The organism is Aquiflexum balticum DSM 16537 (assembly GCF_900176595.1).
Lineage (GTDB): Bacteria > Bacteroidota > Bacteroidia > Cytophagales > Cyclobacteriaceae > Aquiflexum > Aquiflexum balticum.
Genome location: NZ_LT838813.1, coordinates 745,406 through 763,094, shown reverse-complemented (window position 1 = coordinate 763,094; position 17,689 = coordinate 745,406). Strand labels below are relative to the sequence as shown.

15 protein-coding genes are annotated in these 17,689 nt (G+C 38.9%); 2 read left to right on the top strand and 13 right to left on the bottom strand.

The window, feature by feature from the left end; translation table 11 throughout:
• Positions 1-26 precede the first annotated feature (26 nt).
• Positions 27-1,397, top strand: a complete 1,371-nt coding sequence (locus tag B9A52_RS03415; protein WP_084118988.1) for an exopolysaccharide biosynthesis polyprenyl glycosylphosphotransferase — start codon at positions 27-29, stop codon at positions 1,395-1,397.
• Positions 1,398-1,567: 170 nt separating this feature from the next.
• Here B9A52_RS03415 and B9A52_RS03410 read toward each other — a convergent pair whose 3' ends face one another.
• A complete protein-coding gene (locus B9A52_RS03410; RefSeq protein WP_084118987.1) occupies positions 1,568-2,479 on the bottom strand; it encodes a universal stress protein in 912 nt (303 codons plus the stop codon).
• A gap of 133 nt (positions 2,480-2,612) precedes the next feature.
• On the opposite strand from B9A52_RS03410, the gene B9A52_RS03405 reads away from it, so the two are divergent.
• A complete protein-coding gene (locus B9A52_RS03405) occupies positions 2,613-3,167 on the top strand; it encodes a 2'-5' RNA ligase family protein (RefSeq protein WP_084118986.1) in 555 nt (184 codons plus the stop codon).
• Positions 3,168-3,211: 44 nt separating this feature from the next.
• Here the strand turns inward: B9A52_RS03405 and B9A52_RS03400 are convergent, their stop codons facing one another.
• From B9A52_RS03400 to B9A52_RS03345, 12 genes are read right to left on the bottom strand one after another with little or no spacing between them, the layout of a single operon-like run.
• Positions 3,212-4,348: a DUF1972 domain-containing protein gene (locus B9A52_RS03400; RefSeq protein WP_084118985.1), complete on the bottom strand. Its 1,137-nt coding sequence runs from the start codon at positions 4,346-4,348 to the stop codon at positions 3,212-3,214.
• Positions 4,335-5,480 carry a glycosyltransferase family 4 protein gene (locus B9A52_RS03395; RefSeq protein WP_084118984.1) on the bottom strand — a complete coding sequence of 382 codons (1,146 nt, stop codon included), beginning with the start codon at positions 5,478-5,480 and terminating at the stop codon, positions 4,335-4,337. The genes B9A52_RS03400 and B9A52_RS03395 overlap by 14 nt, the downstream gene beginning before the upstream one ends.
• A 1-nt stretch (position 5,481) precedes the next feature.
• Positions 5,482-6,198 carry an acyltransferase gene (locus tag B9A52_RS03390; RefSeq protein WP_084118983.1) on the bottom strand — a complete coding sequence of 239 codons (717 nt, stop codon included), beginning with the start codon at positions 6,196-6,198 and terminating at the stop codon, positions 5,482-5,484.
• Positions 6,191-7,321 (bottom strand): glycosyltransferase family 4 protein, encoded by a 1,131-nt coding sequence (locus tag B9A52_RS03385; protein WP_084118982.1) that lies wholly within the window; start codon positions 7,319-7,321, stop codon positions 6,191-6,193. Before B9A52_RS03385 ends, B9A52_RS03390 begins: the two co-directional genes overlap by 8 nt.
• Positions 7,308-8,705: an O-antigen ligase family protein gene (locus tag B9A52_RS03380; protein ID WP_231955458.1), complete on the bottom strand. Its 1,398-nt coding sequence runs from the start codon at positions 8,703-8,705 to the stop codon at positions 7,308-7,310. The genes B9A52_RS03385 and B9A52_RS03380 overlap by 14 nt, the downstream gene beginning before the upstream one ends.
• On the bottom strand, positions 8,702-9,619 hold the full coding sequence (locus B9A52_RS03375; protein ID WP_084118981.1) for a class I SAM-dependent methyltransferase: 918 nt from the start codon (positions 9,617-9,619) through the stop codon (positions 8,702-8,704). The genes B9A52_RS03380 and B9A52_RS03375 overlap by 4 nt, the downstream gene beginning before the upstream one ends.
• Position 9,620: 1 nt before the next feature.
• Entirely contained in the window at positions 9,621-10,613 is a 993-nt protein-coding gene (locus B9A52_RS03370; RefSeq protein ID WP_084118980.1) for an NAD-dependent epimerase/dehydratase family protein, read from the bottom strand.
• 8 nt (positions 10,614-10,621) lie between these two features.
• Positions 10,622-11,548, bottom strand: coding sequence for a glycosyltransferase family 2 protein (locus B9A52_RS03365; RefSeq protein ID WP_084118979.1), 927 nt, complete (start codon positions 11,546-11,548; stop codon positions 10,622-10,624).
• 48 nt (positions 11,549-11,596) lie between these two features.
• Complete coding sequence (locus tag B9A52_RS03360) at positions 11,597-12,535, bottom strand: class I SAM-dependent methyltransferase (RefSeq protein ID WP_231955455.1); 939 nt, start codon at positions 12,533-12,535, stop codon at positions 11,597-11,599.
• Complete coding sequence (locus B9A52_RS03355; RefSeq protein ID WP_084118978.1) at positions 12,532-13,827, bottom strand: oligosaccharide flippase family protein; 1,296 nt, start codon at positions 13,825-13,827, stop codon at positions 12,532-12,534. Before B9A52_RS03355 ends, B9A52_RS03360 begins: the two co-directional genes overlap by 4 nt.
• Positions 13,828-13,848: 21 nt before the next feature.
• Positions 13,849-14,916 carry a GumC domain-containing protein gene (locus B9A52_RS03350; protein WP_084118977.1) on the bottom strand — a complete coding sequence of 356 codons (1,068 nt, stop codon included), beginning with the start codon at positions 14,914-14,916 and terminating at the stop codon, positions 13,849-13,851.
• Between the two features lies 1 nt (position 14,917).
• Positions 14,918-17,554 carry an SLBB domain-containing protein gene (locus tag B9A52_RS03345; RefSeq protein WP_084118976.1) on the bottom strand — a complete coding sequence of 879 codons (2,637 nt, stop codon included), beginning with the start codon at positions 17,552-17,554 and terminating at the stop codon, positions 14,918-14,920.
• Positions 17,555-17,689: the final 135 nt, after the last annotated feature.

Below are 17,689 nucleotides of genomic sequence, written 5' to 3'. Positions count from 1 at the left end.
ATTAGATTGAAAGACGATTTATTTTTATGAAAAAACGCTTTTACAAATACTTTCCGTGGCTTTTCGTTCTAGGTGACATTGCGGTAGTTTCATTCTCTTTTTTTATTTCCAACCAATTGTTTCAACCTTTTGTGGACTTCAAGGGATTGGATTATCCCAATTTCCCAGCCTTTATTATGATCTGGATGGTCATTACCATACTTAAGGAAGATTATAAACTAAGCCGTACCAACGAAGCTGAGCAGACTTTCAGAAAGTTGTTGAGTTCATTAGCCTGGTTTTTGGTAATCATATCAATGATATGGATGCCGTTTCATGACAATTCTTTGAGATTGCTCTCTTTTCTGTACCTGTCGGCAAGTTTATTGGTTTTTCTAGGAATTTACAGAGTAGGAGTATTGCTGGTTTTAAGGAAATACAGGGAATCCGGACATAATTTCAGAAGAGCAGTGATATTGGGTACAGGAGGTACGAGTGATCAATTGGCGAAGGTTTTCAGAATCAGGAAAGATTTTGGCATCAAATTTTTAGGATATTATGATGATCAGGACAGTTCAGGTTTGACTCGTGGCGGAATCAGTAAGTTTTTTGAAGAAGCCATTGAAATGAAAGTTGATCAGATTTACATCAATGAGCATCTCGACGAAAAGAAAGTTAAAAAAATCATCAATTTTGCTGATGAAAATTATATAAAGGTTAAAGTAATTCCAGGGGGCTCACTGCAATTGGAAAAAAACCTTTCCTTTTCAAAATACGGAGACTTTTTCGTCATTAACGTCAATGATATTCCTCTTGACAATGCTTTCAACAGGGTTTTTAAAAGAGTATTTGATGTCATCTTTTCATTTTTTGTCACGGTATTTATTTTGAGTTGGCTGATCCCACTTGTTGGATTATTAATCAAAATTGAATCAAAAGGTCCCATTTTCTTTATTCAGGAAAGAAACGGAGAGAATAACAAAGTCTTTAAATGTATCAAGTTCCGGTCTATGACCCCTAATGATTATGCTGATACACATCAGGCAGTTAAGAATGATCCCAGAGTTACAAAAATCGGTGCTTTTTTGAGAATGACTTCTTTGGACGAGATGCCTCAGTTTTTAAATGTATTGATTGGGGATATGTCCATTGTTGGTCCAAGACCACATACCTTACCGATGAACAAGGTATTCAAAACACAGATCGAAAAATATAACAGCCGCCATAAAATAAGACCGGGGATTACAGGATTGGCTCAAGTCAAGGGTTATAGAGGGGAAATAGAAAAACCCCATCAAATCCGTTCCAGGGTTCGATTGGATTATTTTTACATTCAGAATTGGTCTATTTTACTTGACCTTAAGATATGTGTCCTAACTGTATTTGAATTGATTTCTAACAGGGAGAAAGCCTATTGATTCAGATACAAGTACTCATTTAAGTCAGTATCCGATAAATCATAGACAATAAGTTTCAATTCAGCATTTCAGTGCTTTTTGGTGATTAATGCTCGTTCATTTTCACAAACCAAATCAAAGAAACGCTATGGTAAAATAAAGGGAAATCCTGTCCAAAAATAAAGTAAAAGCTACATTTTGAGCAAAGCGTCAAAAAAGCTCATGGTTTCACCCTTCTTTTTGAAAATAAGCATAGGTATTTCATTGTTGGTCTGAACCAGTTTTTCTGCAACACTTCCCAATAATACCGCGGCTGAGGCAGTTCTTCCCCTGCTGCCCATCAAAATCAGATCAATCTCAATTTCCTTAGCTTTTTCAATGATATACTTTCCTTCGTTTCCGTTGTCTTTGAGCACAAACATGCACTCGAACGGTTTATGGTTGTGCTTACTTAAGAATTTTTCATAATCATTCTTAGCATTGGTCTCCATGATACTGGCAAATTCATCAAACGACTTTCCGGTTTTGTAATACCCTGTAGGTACTTCATAAAGGTGAAACCCAAAAATCTCTGCGTGAAACTCTTCTGCTAATTTTTCTGCAAATTGAAAAGTAAAATGAGAATAGGAGGAAAAGTCCATGGGAACAAGGATTTTTTTCGGAATCTTTATTTCCGCTTTCTCGGCTAGAAACAAGACGGAACACGGGGCTTTTTGTGCCATGGATTTGGCTAAGGAGCCCGAACCCTCCAACACTTTTTTTCTTCCCATTATCATGAGATCCACATCTTTGATCTTCGCCCATCTTAAAACTGTGGACATGGGATTTCCTTCCTCTACGATAATTTCGATTTCAACAGTCTTTGGAAATTTACTGTCGCTGATCAAAGTATTGATTTCAGACTTTATAGCTTCATCAGCAGGGGCTATCAGGTCGGGGAAATTTTTCCTAATCTCCTCAGGAAGGGATAAGTCTTTACTAACATGGATAAAATAAATTTTTTTGACTCCCAATAATTCTGAGATGACAGCCATCTTTGGAATCAAAATTTCATCCATTTCTGTTAAATCCAAGCCAACCATGGCCTTTTCAAAATTCTTCATATGAGTGAATGGTATTTATTGATTTTCAATTTACACTTTTAAAATATTCTTTGGAATAATTGTATATACAATTTGAAGTAATCTTATTTTAAATGAATTTTCTCCTTTCCCAAAACCCTTATATTTGTTCTTTATGGGAAATTCTCCTGCCAAATATTTTATTGCCATCGTGCCTGAAGGTAAGATTCAGACTCAAGCTACTGACTTGAAAAATCTGATGAAGGAAAAATTCAACCTGAAATACGCCTTGAAGTCCCCTGCCCATATCACTTTAAAGATGCCTTTTCTATGGAACGAAAACAAGGAGGATATTCTCGGGCAAAAATTGGAAGAATATTTCACAGCACATAAGGCTTTTAACTTGATATTAAAAGGTTTTGATAGATTTGGAAGAAGGGTGATTTTTATCCATGTCAAGGAAAATACCGAGTTAACAGCGCTTCAGCTTTCACTTTCCAAATTCTGTAAGATGGAACTGAAATTGGTCGAGGAACTCAGTGATAGGGCTTATCATCCCCATATGACCATTGCATTCAAAGATGTCAAACCAAAATTATTCGACGAGTATTGGGAGTTTGTCAAAACCCAAAAATTCAAAGAGGATTATTCTGTCAATAATGTTGCTTTATTAAAAAAGGTAGATGGGAGATGGGAGGTGCTTCAGAGATTTGATTTTGGGAAAGTATAAAATAATTCTTTTTTAGTAAAGCTTTCAAGTTGAGGTTACCAAAATTATGCCTTGCCATTCTTTTTTTTCAAATCCTCAAAAACATGCAGATATTGATTTGTTACAAAATCCCAATTGTACTTTTGGGTCAATCCATCTCTGGCAGTTTGGCGAAGCAAATCCAGTTCTTCCGGTGAATTTTCAGCTTTACCCACTATTTCTGAAACTGCTTTTGCACTTTTTTCAAAATACCATCCATGCTTTCCGTTTTGAAGCATCTCCTGGTTGAAAGCTGTATTCAATGCCAGGATGGCACATCCATATCCCAAAGCTTTCAACATAGCGGGATTGGTTCCGCCAAATTCATGACCATGGAAATAGGCATAAGCATTGTGGTATAAAGCTTTTAATTCCTCAGAATCCGTCACATATCCTGTAAACAAAAGCCTGGGATCTTGGATCGCTTTTAGGTTGTCCACATACGGGTCTTTGTAAGGCACGTCTCCTACAATCACCAGTTTTCGTTTGCTTTCGGATTTTACAAAGCCTGAGATGATCAAATCAGCATTATTATCCGGGATCAACCGGCCAACAATTAAATAGTAGCTTTCTTTTTCAAGGGACCACTTATTCAGTTTTTTGACGTCAGATTCAAAAGAAGGATTGGCGCCATAGGCAATGACTTTGGAATCTTTATGGAAAAGTTCCAGATATATGCGCTTCATTTCATCCGAATCATTGATGACCTGATCGTAAAACCTTGTTGCCATTTTGGATGCCCAAAAGAAGTATTTTGACCCAAACCCTTTCCATTTGGGTCTAAGCCATTCCAACCCATCTACATTTATGGCTGTAGGCTTTCTGAAAAGCCGTGAAAGAATTCCGAAAGGACCATTGGCACTATTGACCACAAAAATAACATCCACGTCAGAGAAACAGGCATGAAGCATAGAAACAAAGGAATGGGAAAGTTGGGTAAGACTTTTGGATTCTATGGCAGGTGTGTAAATCAGCTTGATCCCATTCACTTCTGCAGGTCTTTCTTTGAAAAGTGACCTATGGCAATAGACCCTTACATCTACCCCTTTTTTTTGCAGTCTTTCTCCCAATTCTTTGACCATAGTGTCATATCCTCCATATACATAGGGGTAGCCTTTGGCACCTAGAATACAGACTTTGAGTTGGTCTTTATTTTTTGACATCTCCGAAAAGTTTGATGAATTTGGTCTGATATGTATCTGATGAAAATTTCTCCAACACCCGGACTTTACCTTTTGCTCCCATTTCTTCTCTTTTAGTTTTGTCTGCTATCAGTTTGCCAATAAATTGTGCTCCTTCTTTTGCATTGCTCCAAGGAATCAGATAGCCCGTTTCGTTATGAATGATCATTTCGCATGCTCCCCCATGTTGGGTAGCAATTACAGGCTTGGAAGAAGCCATGGCCTCCAAAATCACCGTAGGAAGAGGATCGGGAAGCGTAGAAGGAAGCACAAATATATCCAGACTCTGTAGGATTGCAGGAATATCTTCTCTGTAACCCAAGTAGGTAATATGCTCATTTAAACCCAAGGTTTTAATTTTTTCCAACATCTCAGTTACAAAAGCTTCAGTCCCGGGATAAGCGTCGCCTACTATCAGAAAATGGATATTTTGATATTCATGAATCAGCTCTTTGGCCATTTCCAAAAAGTAAGGTTGCCCTTTCCAATGATTGACCCTGCCTATCATTCCGATTAGAATCTTGCCTTCGGCTTTAGGAATTTCATTTCTGATATCGGTCGATTGGAGGAGGTAGGGTGAATAATCAATGCCATTATAAAGCAAAAGCATTTTGGATTCGGATACCTTGGATTTCCAATTGTCCCAAACTGCCTGAGAAACTACCACCACCAAATCAGCATACCTGTTGATCAGCATTCCCATCAATGAAACAAACCATTGAGGGCCTACCAATATCTCATGCAAATGCCATATATGCCTGATGCCTCTTTCTTTGGCCACAAATGCGCCAACTAATACTGCGGAGGTATTGGAATACAGATGGGTTATTTGTTTTTCGGTTATCAGTTTTTCTAAAAATTTTTTCGCTTTCCAAATGGTTTTTGCACGGTTAAGAAGTCCGGGAAGGTTGAAATATTTCCTTCTTAAAATCCCCATTTTTTGAAAATGCAGCTCTATACCTGAACTTTCCAATTCTTTGGCCAAGGGTCCGTCCTCGGAAAGTACCACCGTCACTTGATGTCCCGCTTCTCGAAGGGCAGTAATGGAATTCAAAAAAATTTTGCTGGCTCCATACAAATCCGAGGAACCATGGAGCATAAGTATATGGGCCATGTTAGGATTGCTTGTCTGTTCTGCTTTTTATAACCTTGGCAGGATTGCCAGCTACTATGGAATACAGGGGAACATCTTTGGTGACAATACTTCCTGCTGCAATTACCGAACCCTTACCTATGGTTACCCCTGCTAGAATGACCGAATTGGCTGCAATCCAGCAATCATCTTCAATTTTCACAAAAGACCGGGTTACTCCCTGTTCGATCATGGGGATTTCCGGATTGGAAAAATTATGGTTTTCTGAATAAATACTGACTCTGGGGGACATCATCACATTATCTCCGATTTCTATATATCCCGAACAGCCGATATAGCTGTAAGGTCCAATACTGCTGTTGTTACCGATTTTCAGACCAACTCCCGCTTCTCCGCCATAGAGGTTGGTCGGACGGATAATGGCATAACTTCCCACGGTTACTTTATCACCAAATACAAGACCCTTCTGGGAAAGTCCATTGATTTCACAATTATCCTGGGCGATAAAATTTTTACCCACATGAATAAATGAAGCCTGTCGAATGGTGACTCTTTTTCCGATTAAAAACAGACCTTTAGTGGACCCAAATCTCATACGGACAAAAAAGCCTCTGATCCACCAAATACCCATTCTGATCAAAACCCCAAAAGTAGAAAAGGAATCCCATTCAGGCCCAAAGCGGTCACGGAGGTTGTTTCCCGTAAGTTTGGAGATGGTTTTGCCCAAGAAGTTACCCATTCAGAATCTGTTTAAAAGTATCCTCCAAAGATAGGAAAAACTTTTCCGTGGAAAATTCCTGAAGTCTGTTTCTGCCTTTTTCTGCCAGTTCCTTTCTCAGGCTCTCATTTTTTATCAAAAGCTCCATTTTCATCTTTAGGTCATCTTTGGTATTTTCTTCCAAAACCAGGGCAGCTTCATCAGCTACTTCCATCAAGGCCCCTTGTCTGGAAATGATTACCGGTAACCCATAGGAAAAAGCTTCCAAAATGGGTAACCCAAATCCTTCATTGAGTGATGGGAAAACATAGGCAACGGCATGTTGGAAATAAGCAGCCAATTCTTCCTGAGAAACATATCCGGGGAAAACCACTTTTTCTTTCAAGTTGAGTTTCTGCACCAAAGACTGAAGATGATCGAAGTCATCCAAGGTTTCTCTTGGGCCTTTTTGACCAACAAGTACGAGTTTAAATTCCTTAAAATCATTTTGCTGGACCAATTCAGCAAAGGCTTCAATCAGCATCCCTAAATTTTTTCTTTTTTCCATCACACCTACATGAAGGAAGAATGGGAAATCTAATGGTTGGATATTTTTCAGATTTTCATTCCTCAGCGTATTACCTGTTGCCGGGTACACCACTCTTTTTGGAATGTGTCTAAAGTCTTTTATTTCCCTCAAACGCTCTTTGGAGTAATGGGTAATAGTGATGATTTCTCCATTCCTTTTCAAACCATTTTTGAGGAAATACAAATAATATTTGAGCCACAGACTTTGGTAATGTTCCGGGTTGTCCCAAAAAAAGGTATCATGTATCACTGACACTTTCTTGCCCCTAGACCATAACGGACTGAGGATGTCCGGACTGAACACCAAATCTGCTTTATGATAAAAGGATAAAAATGGAAGAACAAGCTGTTTGCGCAGAAAATAGAGCAATTGAAAATAAATGTTTTTCCATTTAGCCGTTTTGCCTCTAAAAAAATCACTCTCTTTTACTTTTTGAAAATCCGGGCTGATGATATACTCAAAACCTGTTTCTTCCCTGGAAGCAATTTCTTCACATAGGGAAGTGATATAGGTTTTGATGCCTGTCTGGGCGACATAAAGGTAATATACATCTATAAGTACCTTAGGCTTTTTCATCCTGCAGACCGATTTTGGAATAGTGGTTCATGGCATATCCTATCATCCACCAGGAAGTCCAACTGACATAGGCATACATTTCAGCATTGGCAGTGAACAGGGGCAGCAACATCCCGGTTTTGACTGCTGCACCGGTAAATGCAATTCTTGCCGTCATCACATTCTCAGTATTTCTATAGACTCTGATAGCATAGGAGATCGAATAGGCCAATAGCAAAATATATAAAATCATTCCGACAAAACCCATCTGTACGCCATAAATCAAAAATTGGTTTTCACCTCCTACCCTTACTTCTTCTGATACGCTGCCCAGATTGCCACTCATGGCCAAGCCAATACCCAAGGGACTTTCGATCATCGAATCCAATGCCAAAAACCATTCCACAACATGTCCGATGCTGGATTCATTTTGGAAAGTAAGCGTGTCAATTACAAAGAAATAGAAGTCTTCTGAGGCAAAGAAAATCACATACAATACAAAAATCAATGCCAGAGAAACCCCAAATAAGATCAGTTTATACAACCTGAAAATAACCGCAATAAAAAAAATCATCACAAAAAAGGCGGCAAAAGCTGCTCTTGATGCGGAAAAAAACAAACTTCCCATAGAACACAACATGACTAACAGGTAGAGAAATGATTCTTCTCTTTTTGAAGTCAAATACCAGATCAATCCTGCTGCAAATCCCATCAAAACCGAACTGGCCAATTCCAAAGGGTCAGAGAAGAATGAGGCAAATCGCTTGGTGATGGCCTGTGTTTCAAAAGTCCAGGATAAACCAAAATTTCCTGTGGGCTCAACGTTATTAATTCCTTGGTTGAATAAGGCATATCCGGTAAAGCTTTGGATATGGGTTCCCAAAATCCCTTCCAATAGATTGAAAACAAATGCAGCAATCGCAATAAAAAAGATGATTCGGAAGACTTTGCCCACTTCTTTGTTTTCGAATCTTGTATTTCTTCCCAGCATATATACCAATGATGGGATAAGCATATTTTTGAAATAGAAGACCTTGTTGAGAAATGTAGTTTCTCCAAGAGGAAGCAAAAGATACAAAAAGGCAAGGCCAATAAAGATGGAAAAAATCTTATCTATCCTATTGAGTTTAAAAGGGTATTCAAATATATTTCTGTGATATAGGATAAAGAGTATAAAAGCTAATATCACCAAGAAATCTTTGGTCAACTGAAAAAAAGTAACCGGAACAGCAGAAAAAGTAGCCTGATAGGTAATGCTCAAGACGGTAATATGAAATGGGAGGTAGGCCAAAAGAAAATACACCACATATTCCCATTTTCCTTTGAAAATCATGGCTTTGAGAGTCAGGTACAACAGCGGTACAAAACCCAATAAGACAAACAAAAACAATAAATTATTGATCAACGGTTTTCAGGCTTTTGACAGATTAAAGTAACGGTGAACCGAATCGGACACCTTCCATTGACTTTTATCCCCCTGAATATATTCAATAAAAACTTACTTTTCTCAATTCCGATTATTCCCTTTGGTCTGATCCGGTTGTTTTTGAATAGCGTGTATTTGTATTTCGGGATGGGCAATACGGTCTGAAAATTTCCAAAACCTACTTTAGACAATGCATCTACCATCTCATGGTAAGTAGATTCGTTAAGATGGCCGCCTTTTGCTTCTATTCTACCTGAACTTGAATTATCCAAAATCCTGGTGACGTCCATGGGTCCAAACAACCGATTAGGCATCACCAAAATAAATTTACCTTCCGGCAGCAGACTGTCATATACCGACTGAAGATGGTCCATTAGATCCAATGGTGCCAAATGTTCTATAACATTGTCTGAAAAAGCAAGTTCAAATTTTTCTTCGGATTGAAAATGTATAATTCCTGATTCAATAAACTTGATTTTTTGATGGCTCTTTAGACTATCAGGTATAAAAACATCTACTCCGGTCAATTTCTTGTAAGGAAGCTTTTTTTGGATGTTCATCAAAAAATAGCCCTCCCCGCATCCAAAATCAATGATGGATTTGCCTTTCAGTTCTTTTTCGAAAAGCGAAACCTGTGGATCTTTTGTAGCTATTCTGCTATCCAATGAACCATCGGTCTTGGCAGTTCTCCCATAAAAATTCAATAAATTGGAATAAAATTCATCGTAGAGCTTTTCACGCTTTTGCCCGTCTTGTTCATTGACCAATAATTCGTGGTAATGACTTTCGATTTTGTAGGCTTCTTTCAGGACTTCCGTTGAAAGGCCGATTTCTTTGGAATAGGCGTCTATATCAGGAAAAACCAGCGTGTTAGTCTTGGATATATGAGTCATTCTATTTTTTCCAAAAGGAATACATGCCTTTTTCTACTTCATATTCTTCCCATTGGAACCGTTCTCTTTGTGGTTGGGTTTTGGCCCAATCCCACATTTTCTGTAAACCGTCCCGGAGACTTGTCTTGTCTTCAAAACCCAAAATCTCTTTGGATTTTTCGTGAGTAGCAAAAGCCAACTTCACTTCATGTCTTGACTCAAAATACTGGATTTCATGGCCTCCTACTATTTCAGCGAGGAGTTCTGCGGCTTCTTTTATACTATATTCCTTGGTCCCGCCTAAGTTGATGATTTGCTTGGAGGCTTCGGGTTTGGAGGCAGTAAGCCAAAGCGGTTCCAAAATGTCATCTATATAGGTAAATGCCCGGAGTTGCTCACCTGTACCAAAAATGGAAAAAGGCTCGCCGATTAATTTCTGGTACATCCAAATCCCAAGCACATTGCGGTATTTGTCCCATATATTTTGGTTTAATCCATACACATTATGCGGACGGATAATACACCAATCCAGGCCATGTTGCTCGCCAGCAATCTGAATATCCAATTCACAGGCATATTTGGCGACTCCATAAGGGTCAATTGGTGCAGGTTGGTGACTCTCATCAAAGGGTGGAGTCCCAACGCCATAGGTTGCCATACTGGAAGTGAATACCAATCTTTTAGTGCTGTATATGATACAGTTATTGACAACATTTGCAGTAGCCACCAAATTGTTGGAATAATTGAACATCCGGATAAATGGGCTGAGACCTTCAGCAGCGTAAGCTGCGAGGTGAAAGACATATTCTATGTCATTTTCAGAAAAAATAGTTGATAGATCTCCCGTAGCAAGGTCAACGTTGTAAAATTTAACTCCTGAAGGGATATTTTCGATATATCCTCCTGAAAGGTTATCAATTCCAATAATCCGGTATTCTTTTTTGTTTGTGAGCAACCAATCTGCAAGCCTAGATCCCAAAAGTCCTGCTACACCTGTAACTAATATAGATTTCATTCTTTAATTTAAATTCCTTCGTGGAAAATTCCTTCTTTTAAACCTTTCGCTGCAAAAGTAAGCTTTTTAAATCTTTTACGGAAAAGAAAGTATCCCATAAAAGAAAGGTACTTAGCTCCAACAAACAAGGTAACAGTGGGGACGTAATACCAAGGCGTATATTTTCTCAAAAGCCAAACCTGATTTCTGCTTCTCAGGTAATGAACGAAAGGATTGACATATCCTTCTTCTTTTTTTACTTTGGATTTTTGGGCCATGCCGGCTTCATGATAAACAACAGATTTTGGTTCATATGCCAGTTTATATCCCGCTTTTCTGATACGAAAAGACCAATCCACATCTTCATAGTAAATAAAAAATTTCTCATTGAGCATACCTACTTCTTTGACTATAGCTGAGGATACCAGAAAGCCACAGCCTGTAATCCAATCAATGGTTTTGGGTTGGTTGTATTTTTCGAGATCAGGCTGATTGTAACCGATAGTCCGGGTCATGCCCAAAAAAGAAATAAACTTTCCCCCTGCATTCCAGATTTTATTTTTTTCCAGCAGAAAAAAGAATTTGGGTTGGACAGCTCCAAAAGAAGGATTTTTTTCTAATCTATTCACCAAATGATCCAGAAAATCCGGTTCGGATTCTGTATCATTGTTGAGAAGCATCACATAATCATAGCCCTGCTTGATTACCTCAGCGATACCGATATTGTTTCCGCCCGCAAAGCCAGCATTTTCATGGTGGAAAATAAACCGGGCAAAATCCCCATGCTTTTCCTCCAATTGTTTCCCGGAACCATCTGAAGATCCATTGTCCACTATGAAAACCTTGAAATTGGGGTAAGTGACTTTTTTCAATGAAAGCAAGCATTGATGCGTATGGCCGAAACTATTCCAATTGATTACCACTATTCCAACAGAGGGATTCCCTTCACTTTTCATGTAATATTCTCAGTAATATTTTTTTGTATGATTATCTTCAATATTCATTCAAGCCTTTTCAAAATAGAAACATGCCTGATCACCTTTATGCGACTGATTAAGGATTTTGGCTTTTTGTTGTAAACTCTTTCTGGTTTTTCGATCTACCCAATTTTCAGGATTATTTCCAGTTAGGGTTTTTCCTTTCTTATACATATCCGTAATAATGAACTGGAATTCATTGCTATCAAAAATGATTTGTTCCAGTTTAAATCCACATTTTTCTGCCAGAATTTTCATGGATTTTTTGCTGGGGATAAAAAAATGGCGGGGGGCATCCAACTGAAACCAATCCGTTTTTTCCTGTTCCCAGACTTCCGCATCTGTTACAGGCACGCGAATCAACAGCTTTCCCCCTTTTTTGAGCAGGCTGTTTAACTTGTCCATGACCTCAATGGGATTTTCCATATGCTCAAAAGAATGGTGAAGCATAATTACATCATAAAGGCCTGAAATCCCGAAAACATTCCTTTTTTGCAGTTCAAGACCTTCCATGGTCATTTCTTCAGGAAGATAAGGATCAAACCCTAACAGATTTTTGAAACCGGAGCATTTCAATTCATAGACCAATTGCCCATTGCCGCATCCAATGTCCGCAATACGATCGTTTTCATGGAGATTCAAAGGTGCTATCCAATCCAAATATTCAGGATAGCCAAACTTCCACAATTGAAGGTCAAAAAGCTTTTTTCTCCATCTTTTGAATAAATTTTTCAACCCGGAGCTATAGACCAATCTTCCAAAAGCATAATAATCAACAGGGTAATAAGGAGACAAGTCTTCGGGAATATGCACTAGTTGCAGGGATTTACAGGCGCCGCAGGACATGTATTCGAACTTCCCGCCCAATCCGTGCATTTTTTCACTGGCTGTGTAAAAACTATTGTCTTTTGTATTCCCACATGCCAAACAGCTGTTTTTCCTCTCCATCAATGCTATTCTTTTCAAAAGGTCCTTGCTATACTTAAAACTAACGGCTTGTTGTAAATCCAATTCAATACAGTGGAGATCAGCAGGACAATGACCTCAGTGGACAACAATGCATAGCAAAGTCCTAAAGCTCCAAATTGGCTTGTAAGTATCAGGGATGCCGAAATCATATAAATAAACATCAACCAAGAAGATTTAAACATCAGGTTCTTCTGGTCCTTCACCAGGAAAATAATCACATTGGCAATATTCAGGCATGCAAGAAAAGGTAAAAAAGCCAGAACTTTCATAAAAACGACTGATTCTTCCAATTCTGATTTTGAAAGTACCTGAATGATAAATGGAGCCAGTGTGAAAGTTGTCAAGGAACCCAAAAGCCCCAAAAGCAAGGAAATACCATAGACTTTTTTGATAAAGCGGATAAATTGAGGGAGATCCGATTGCAGCAGTCTTGAGGCATTGGGATAGATGGCCTGAATTACCAAGGAAGGAAAAATCCTCAAAACCATTGAAATGCGCTCCGCCAAACTGAACATCCCCAGAATTTCTGCGGTTGAAAAAAAACTCAGGATAATCAAACCGCCATTGATGGAAATATGTGATGCAAGATTCGAGAGAAACAACAACCCGTTTTCATGGAGTGAAGTAAACAGCTGAATGAATTTTGGTTTGTAAAATTTGATATTCAGCTGATAATGGATATAAAGCAAGAGCAGCATATTGATACCCAAACCTGCTCCCCCCATTATAAAATTGACCCATTTCGCTTGTTCTGGGGAATGAATGAAAAGTACCAAACCCATAAGAAATAAAAGTTTGCTAAAAATATTGGCTATGGAAATCAGCTTCATTTTTTCCATTCCCTGAAAAAACCATAAAGGAAGGGTTGCTTCTGAAAACAATAAAAGGACAGAGAATAAAAGGATCCATTGATATTCCTTGAACATACCCAATCCAAAGATGGCAACACCTATTCCCAACGTTGCAAAAAAGGCCATCAATACCTTACTACCAATGATGTTGGAAACTAAATGCGAGAGGGCTTCTTTATTCTGATGATTGATTGCTACTTCCCTTGGTGCGCTTAGGTTGTATCCAAAACCCACAAGGATATTACAAAGTACAATGACTGATAAGGCAAGATTTACTAAGCCAAATTGATCCACACCGATGGATTGGATCAATAAGGGGATGGTAATCAAAGAGATGACAACATTGGATGCCTGAATGGTCGCTAAAAAAATAAAATTCTGTAAGGATTTGTTTCTGATTAGATTGTTAAAGGAATATGGGTTTAGTCTTTCAATCATATCATAAAAGCTTTTTTTGAATTAGGCTTCACCGATATGAATCCTGTACAATTCTTTGAAATACAAAAAAACTATTGCAAGCAATATCAAAATGGCTCCTCCAAAAACCATCCCTTTCAACAGTTTGATTTTGGTCATTTTTAAAGGAAATCTAGGTCCATCAATAATTTGAATGAGGGGGGAATTGTTGCGGTGATTGACTTTGGCTATTTCCAGATTTTTAGTGATCTCGGCATAGACAGCGGAGGATGCTTGAATATCAATTTGTTTTTTTCTTCCTTCTACAGTAGCCGTTTGAAGTAAAGGGTTTGGAAAGGGGATATTATCAGTCATGCCGGCAAACTCTACCAGGTTTTCATCCAAAACTGCCCGAACACTATCCGATTGCATCTGTAGGATTCTGAGATTTTCGGCCGTTTTTTTTGTTTTGGTTTCGAAATAAAAGGAATTCACATTGGCAACTAAAGATTCATTGAAAGATTTGGCAAAAGCTTCGTCTTTTGAATTGATGTTTACCTGAATGATGCTGAGTTTTCTGTTGGGTTTTTCAACAGAAAGTTGTTTTTCCCGGATCAGTTTTGAAATTTCTTTCACCACAGAATCCTGACTGACAGAAAACCTTTCTCTGGAAATGGAAAAATCCATTTGGTCCAGGTCAACTTTATTTTTCCATTTCATGGATAGCTTATTGAATTCAATGTAACGGTCAATCAATAAAGATTCGGCATTAAAAGGACTGAGTAGGGTTTTACCCAACATATTGTCAGACTTGTAAAGCTCCATAATGTTGTCCCCTTGGAATATTCCGCTGGAAGAACCGATGGACCCAATATTAATGCCCAAAAGGGAAGCAAGTCCGGACATTTGGCCAATACCTTCCATGTCAGATTCTTCCAGGACGAATGTTGTTTCTGCATGGTATATGGGCTTTTTGAGAATGGATACCAAAGCACCCAAAGCTATTCCGATTATCAATGCGATCAACAAGGTTTTCCATTTTCCAATGAAAAAATAAATCCATTCCCTGAATCTTTGGATTATTTCCCTGAAGGTGATTTTGTCATCCAGGATGTGCTGCTTTCCCTCCATGTCAATTAGGATTGAGTTGAGTGATGATCAAAGCCAAGGTGGCCAATCCTGTAGTCAATGCAATTATTTCTCCGGGTCTGATTGGGATTCTTGGACCTTTGGTAGGCACGATTACCTCAGCGCCGGGTTCTATGGATGGATAAGCCCTTATTCCCAAAAAGCCTTTGGTTCTGGATACTTCCCCATTGGCATAGACCACATAAGTTCTTTTTCTATTGGCCCGGATATCATAGCCGCCTGCGCGGTTGATATAATATTTCATGCCTTTTTGGTTTTCATACCTCACTGTGGCAGGGTATACCACATCTCCACGCATCCTGACTGTTTGCAATTGTCTGGGAATGGAGATGATATCGCCTTCTTCCAAAATCAGATCTTTATCCGAACCAGGATTGCTCAAGATGGCCTCCAGGTCTATCGCAACAGCTTCTCTCTGTTTGATTTTAATTTGACCCAGTCCGGTTTTGGTTTCTGCTATTCCCATTAAGGTCTCTCTTTTAGACTCGATCGCAGCCAGGCCTTCTGCGCTATCCACTGGCAGGTTTCCCAAATCTTTAAATAACCTTTCAAGTAACAGTTCCTGTGCTTCGGTATTGTTAGGGTCAGCCTGTAGCTTTAGCTGTAAATCTTCCAGATTTCGCTGCCTTCTTAGCTGTTCTGATTCTGTTTCATAAAATTCTGTTCTCCGGATCAATGTCGCCCCTTTTGTATAGGCATAATCAGTCAATCCGCCTGCCCTTTTAATCAAGTCGGAGACTCTTTCCTCGGCAGTTGTTACTGCAAAAATCCCGGGGGAATTAACCTGTCCTTCTACCTGTACCAGTTTGTCCAAAGTGAAATTTGGCTTTCTTCTGATGATTACATTGTCATAGGGGGATAAAGTGATGGGATTTTCCTGAATGGTCAAATCCACATTGATGTTTACAGGAATCAGTTCAGAGAATGTCCCTACGTTCGAATCTTGGGATCTCCGTGCGATTTCAATGTCCTTGCTACTGGCAGATTCTCTGAGTCCTCCTGCAAGGATTATGAGATCTTCAACGGTCATTCCCTTGGAATAGGGGTAAGTTCCCGCATTTTTCACCTCGCCGGTAATTTGCACATAGAATTCTTCCTGAAGATCATATATACTGGAAATTCGGACAACATCTTCCCGCTTTAAAGGAATATCCGCGCTGTTTCCACTTAATATGTCCCGCAGATTGACAGAAATCACCTCTGTACTCAAGTCATCATAAGTCCTCAGAATGCTGGCCCTTTCCAAATATGCTTCTCCACGTATACCATCTGCATTTTTGATCAATTGCCCCAAGGTCATGCCTTCTGTCAATGCAAAATTGCCTTCCCTGAACACCGCACCTTTTATCTGAACACGGTTGGTATATCTGTCGAGTACTCTTCCTACTGTATACTGATCCCCTCCTTTTACCATGAAAATGGAAAACTGGTCATTGAATATATCTGAAACGGTCTTTTCCTTTCCTGAAATCCTGGTGACAGCAATACGGTCTTTGAAAGCCTCGTCGGTAAATCCACCGGCATATTCCAAGAGCTGACTGAAATTCTCCCCATCTTTGACTTCAAATATTTTAGGTCTTTTTACTTCCCCGATTACAGTTACTCTGGAAATAAATGGTTCAACCAAAATGACATCCTGATCTTTTAACTGGAAGTTTAAATTGGCATTTCCATTTATTAAAAAATCATAAATGTCCAAAGTATTAATGATTTTGCCGTTTCGGACTACTTTGATGCTTCGCATACTTCCATTGTCATTCGGACCTCCGGCAGCATATAGGGCATTGAAAACAGTACTGAATGCACTTAGGGTAAAGGTTCCCGGTAATCTCAACTCGCCTACCAAATGAACTTTGATAGTTCTGACATTACCCAAAGTAAGTTGCATAAAAGTACTTGGATTGGGACCTCTCAGATCCGTGAAGAATGAGGATAGCCGGTTTTTGATAATGCCTTCAGCTTCTTCAATTGTTTTTCCGGAGATATTGATAGGACCGACATTATCGAGAAGTATGAAACCATCTGCTGTGACGATGGACTCATAGTATTTTTCAGATTGGCCATAAACATCCACATAGACCAAATCACCCGGTCCGAGAACATAATTTTTTGGAGTAGCAATATTTAGGTTAGGCTCAAAAGTCAATCTCCTTTTTTTGTTATAAAAAATATCACCACCAAAATAGGGCGAAGGTTCCTCTTCCAATCCGATCAGATCACTTTGTTCTTTGAACAGACCTTGGGAGATTTCATTCAGGTCAGTTTGTTTTCTGGGTTCCCTTTTCGAAGCGGTAGCACCTAATCTTCCTCCGACTGCCGAAATATCCATTTTTTCGACTCTTTCTTTCAATTTTTCCAACTCAACCTCTGAAACACCCCTGATTCTGGCCATTTGTATCAGTTCAAATTCCGATAATCCGGCTTCGTTGGCCCTTCGGATGAGTTCCCTGATTTGTGCATCTGTCAAATCATCTACTTTGATGTTTGCAATATCTGAGATGGATTGGGCATGCAATATTTGGGGGAGGCTGCAGCACAGGGAAAGAACCAATAAAAATAATCCCGCAAATTTGATCAGGAGGTGGTTATTTGGGAAATTTTTCGTGAAATATGGTATCATTAATTTATAATTCTTGCTTATACTTTTCGAACAATTTGTATAAACCAATTGCGTAAGCTTTCTGAAATGTGATAAAATCTGCGTAAAGATAATTATTCCATGCTGTAAAGAAATATTAGTAGAATTAATTTGAGC